Source organism: Bacteroidota bacterium (assembly GCA_037133915.1).
In the GTDB taxonomy this organism is placed as follows: Bacteria; Bacteroidota; Bacteroidia; order Bacteroidales; family CAIWKO01; genus JBAXND01.
Map to the genome: position 1 here is coordinate 1 of JBAXND010000107.1, position 3782 is coordinate 3782.

Sequence of the window (3782 nt, forward strand, 5' to 3'; positions counted from 1 at the left end):
TTGGTGGACCAGTTTGCCGCGGAATGAGTGGACTACTATGTGCGGAATATCCACAAGGAAGAAAAAATAGCAGAAACGCCGGATAAATAAGCGTTTTATGATCCTGTTCCGAATTGAACACAAATCTGTACATTAATCCGTACAGATTTTTTATTTCTATTCTGTTGATTTTATTTGCATTGCAGAAAGGTGTACAGATTTACGAAAAATGCACACCCCCCATTCTAAAAGAAAAGGCCCATAAACCGGCCATTTTTTCATTATTCGATGTACAAAAGCATAATAAAGTATGAGAATCCACCGGATTAGATGTACAGAATCCCTGAATCGGGGTTAATTGAAGTCCTTTTTAAAGATTGAAGTGTACAAAATGCTCAAATAAGGATGCAGGCATTACTTTTATAGCCGGAGTGTTCGTTGCTTTGAACATATCCAAGCTGGTTTGTCCGCATTTTTGTTTTACCAACGGTTGTTTCAGGGCAGTTGTAATGGCTGTGACCAAAAATCCAATAATCCGGTGACCATTCCTCAATCTGTTTTTCCAATGGTGTCACAAATGCCCCGTTGATTTTGCTGGTAAAATGCACCGGGTTAATCAAACTCAATGAAGGAACATGATGTGTAATGACAATTCGCTTTTCGGTTTCGGATTGACTTATTGCGGTCGCGATAAAATCAAGCGACTGTTGATGCAGTTTGTTAAATTTTTCCGAGGTCAATCGCTTGCCATGATATGAAATGAGATTAAAATCATTCACTGACCTCTCTGTAATGGTTGCCTGTGCCATTGGGATATATGACCAGAGGGTTGAAAAAATCAAATCCACGCCTTTGTAATCAACCGCTTGGTTATTCACAAGTAAAACATTCGTTCTGATTTTTTCATTTACAAAAAAACCTTGTTCGGCAATATCAGCACCCGCGTAATATTCGTGATTCCCCGGTAGCCAGAAAACCTGTTCATAAGTATCCGAAGCAAAATCCCAGAACCAATGCTTCTCAAAAGATTCCTGAAATAACAAAATATCTCCGGCCAAAATTAAAATGTTCCCCGCCTTCTCTATTGGCTTTTGCCGAATGAACTTTTCATTTTCCTTAAATTCCAGATGCAGATCGGAGCAGTATTGAATAGAGAGCATAAATGGGCAGTCTTAAGTATTAGCAGATATTAAAATGCAACTAATTGATGTTGCTTCGGTCTTGATAAGGTTTGTCCCTTTCCTTATCAATATTCCCGCCTTCGTAACCACAAACCCCCATCCGGGGCGAATTGACGACAGGCAACATGAAATCCTCATTATAGTTCAGACATTCTCTTTCATGTGTAATAGAGCACAAATGACAAAACCGTCCATTGTCTTCCTCGTGATAATGAATCGGACAGATAGTCATCGCCGGGTGCGTTTTGCATTTATCGCAAAGAATTTTTAGAGGTTCATTTCTTGACAATATGGTAATATTCTTTTTCATAGCAATACAAAAACGACGGATGACAGACACCTTGAGAGTCGTTGTATCCCCAAAATCGTATTGATAAATCCATCTCATACCCTCAATCATGCATTGCCCTATTTCCCATTTCATGGCAACACTATGGCCTCGATCAATAAATTCACTGCTATGTCCGCAGCAGTCCAACCAGATATCACGGAGAAAGCGGTCTAACTCCCGCAGGGTGCAGTTCTGTTTTACGAGGAGGTGCAAAAAATAATCTCCAGATTCAAACTTAAGGTAAAAGGCTGATGCCCTCAAAGCGGGTTTCTTTTCTACTTCCTCATCAATATGCATAGACAAGTGGTTGGTCATTTCATGCTGGTCGAACAACCTTCCGCAATACAAACACTTTCCCTTTGAACTCATTTCAATTTCCAGATTTCATTTCAGGCAAATGTATTATTTTTTATTCTTTTAATAGGGCTATAGCGAATTAGTGTCGGTAAGATAGCTAATAATTAGTATGCATTTCAGTAACCTTTTATTTCCGAAAGATTATAGCTAATTTTGCATCCACGCATAGCATAAATCAAATGTAATAAAACCATATTGTGCTATTGTTAAAAATAATAGGATTAATGCGGGATTAAAATGAAAGACCTCACAAACTCGAATATCGACAGGCAAAACATTCTGAATAACAGATATGCTATGGAGCGGATTCAAGAGTATATTGGTTTGCCCGGGATGGTTTTTGAAAATGAATTCAAGTTCACAAAAAAAATGATGGCTGAGTTCTTTGAAATTGAAGAAAGAACTATTGACCGGTATTTAGACGAGTTTCAGGAGGAGTTGAAACATAATGGCTATGTTTTAATAAAGGGTAACAGGCTAAAAGCGCTAAAGTTACAATTTGCTCACGTCATCAATGTCGGTAGCAAAACGACTCAGCTTGGGTTATTCAATTTCAAGGCGCTGTTGAACCTATCAATGTTGCTCAGGGAAAGCGAAAAAGCACGTCACTTAAGAAGTAAGATCCTCGATATTGTGATAGATACCTTGAATGAACGTTCTGGCGGCGGCACAAAATACATTAATCGAAAGGATGAAGACTACTTACTAAATGCTATCAGAGAGCATAAGTACAGGAAAGATTTCACTAACTCACTAAATATGTTTGTGGATCTGGGCAATTACAAATATTCCCTTTATACTGACAGGATTTATCAAGCAATTTTCCGCGAAAATGCAAAAGAGTATAAGCAAATACTGAAACTTTCCGATAATGAAAACGCAAGGGATACAATGTATGCAGAAGTATTGAAGCTGATTGCATCATTCGAAGTGGGTATTGCTTTTGAAATCCAGAAAAAATATAAGGAGCTTGGGCGCAAATTGCAGCCACAGGAGGTTGATCAGATTGTCAAGGACTTTGCTGATCATCCGGCTCAGCTTCCACATATTGAAGATGCCCGCATTAAAATGGCATCCCGTGACAATTTTTTCAGAGATACGTTTCATCATCAATTACAAGAATACATAAAGTCGGTAACGCCAGCAGATTTTGAAAAATTCCTGGGCGACCGAAGTGTTGATTTTGAGAAGCAGTTAAAAGAAGCTGAAGATGTATTCAAACGTCTAAAAGGTAGCGAATAATGCCCATCGTTTATTTTAACGGGATCGACGAAGTCGTTTCACTCCATGTGAAAACCATCGAAATCAGTGGCGGGGGAACAACTGGCATTATTGAACTCAATTCACTGATTGCAGCACTGGATCACATACAAAATGATGATTACTATCCGACTTTTGAGGAAAAACTTACTCACTTATTTTTTGTTGCAAACAAAAGTCATTGCTTTCAGGACGGAAATAAAAGAATTGCAATTACTCTGGGCAGTATTTTTCTTTTAAAAAATGGCTATATCAATGCCGCAAGAGATTTCCTGTATCGAATGGAAATTATCAGTTATCATGTTGCGGCAAATAACATCGACAAGGCCTTTTTGCTCGAAATAATCACTTCAATTATTCAGGACAGAGATTTTTCAGAAGAATTGAAATTAAAAATAGCCGCAGCAATTACTGGTAATGAAATTGATTATCATCAAGGCGTGTGATTTTCAAGATTCGCACCCGATAAAAATGTTTTTCAATAAAACAAATTTGCACGAAAGATTTTTGTATATTCGTATATCGAAACAGCGATAAAAAAAATCGGAATTTGCCCTTTGCGTTACTCTATTGTTACCCGCCTCACGCAACTAACTGATATTCATTAATAATTCCAACACCCACATCAAATAATATAATAATAGAAAATTCTCATCCCGCAGTAATTGAAATTT

4 protein-coding genes are annotated in these 3782 nt (G+C 37.8%); 2 read left to right on the forward strand and 2 right to left on the reverse strand.

All coding sequences use genetic code 11. The features are described from left to right. Positions 1–374 precede the first annotated feature (374 nt). Positions 375–1139 carry a metallophosphoesterase gene (locus WCM76_16760; GenBank protein ID MEI6767284.1) on the reverse strand — a complete coding sequence of 255 codons (765 nt, stop codon included), beginning with the start codon at positions 1137–1139 and terminating at the stop codon, positions 375–377. 40 nt (positions 1140–1179) lie between these two features. Then, the gene (locus WCM76_16765; protein MEI6767285.1) at positions 1180–1860 is read right to left on the reverse strand and encodes a hypothetical protein; all 681 of its coding nucleotides are present in this window, start codon (positions 1858–1860) and stop codon (positions 1180–1182) included. 225 nt (positions 1861–2085) lie between these two features. On the opposite strand from WCM76_16765, the gene WCM76_16770 reads away from it, so the two are divergent. Beyond that, positions 2086–3090 carry a DNA-binding protein gene (locus WCM76_16770; protein ID MEI6767286.1) on the forward strand — a complete coding sequence of 335 codons (1005 nt, stop codon included), beginning with the start codon at positions 2086–2088 and terminating at the stop codon, positions 3088–3090. Next, entirely contained in the window at positions 3090–3554 is a 465-nt protein-coding gene (locus WCM76_16775) for a type II toxin-antitoxin system death-on-curing family toxin (GenBank protein ID MEI6767287.1), read from the forward strand. The genes WCM76_16770 and WCM76_16775 overlap by 1 nt, the downstream gene beginning before the upstream one ends. The last annotated feature ends 228 nt before the right edge of the window (positions 3555–3782 follow it).

Bases quoted from the DNA above. Each gene is read 5' to 3' on its own strand.
- WCM76_16765 (MEI6767285.1), bottom strand. From the start codon at position 1,860: ATGAGTTCAAAGGGAAAGTGTTTGTATTGCGGAAGGTTGTTCGACCAG.
- WCM76_16770 (MEI6767286.1), top strand. From the start codon at position 2,086: ATGAAAGACCTCACAAACTCGAATATCGACAGGCAAAACATTCTGAAT.
- WCM76_16760 (MEI6767284.1), bottom strand. From the start codon at position 1,139: ATGCTCTCTATTCAATACTGCTCCGATCTGCATCTGGAATTTAAGGAA.
- WCM76_16775 (MEI6767287.1), top strand. From the start codon at position 3,090: ATGCCCATCGTTTATTTTAACGGGATCGACGAAGTCGTTTCACTCCAT.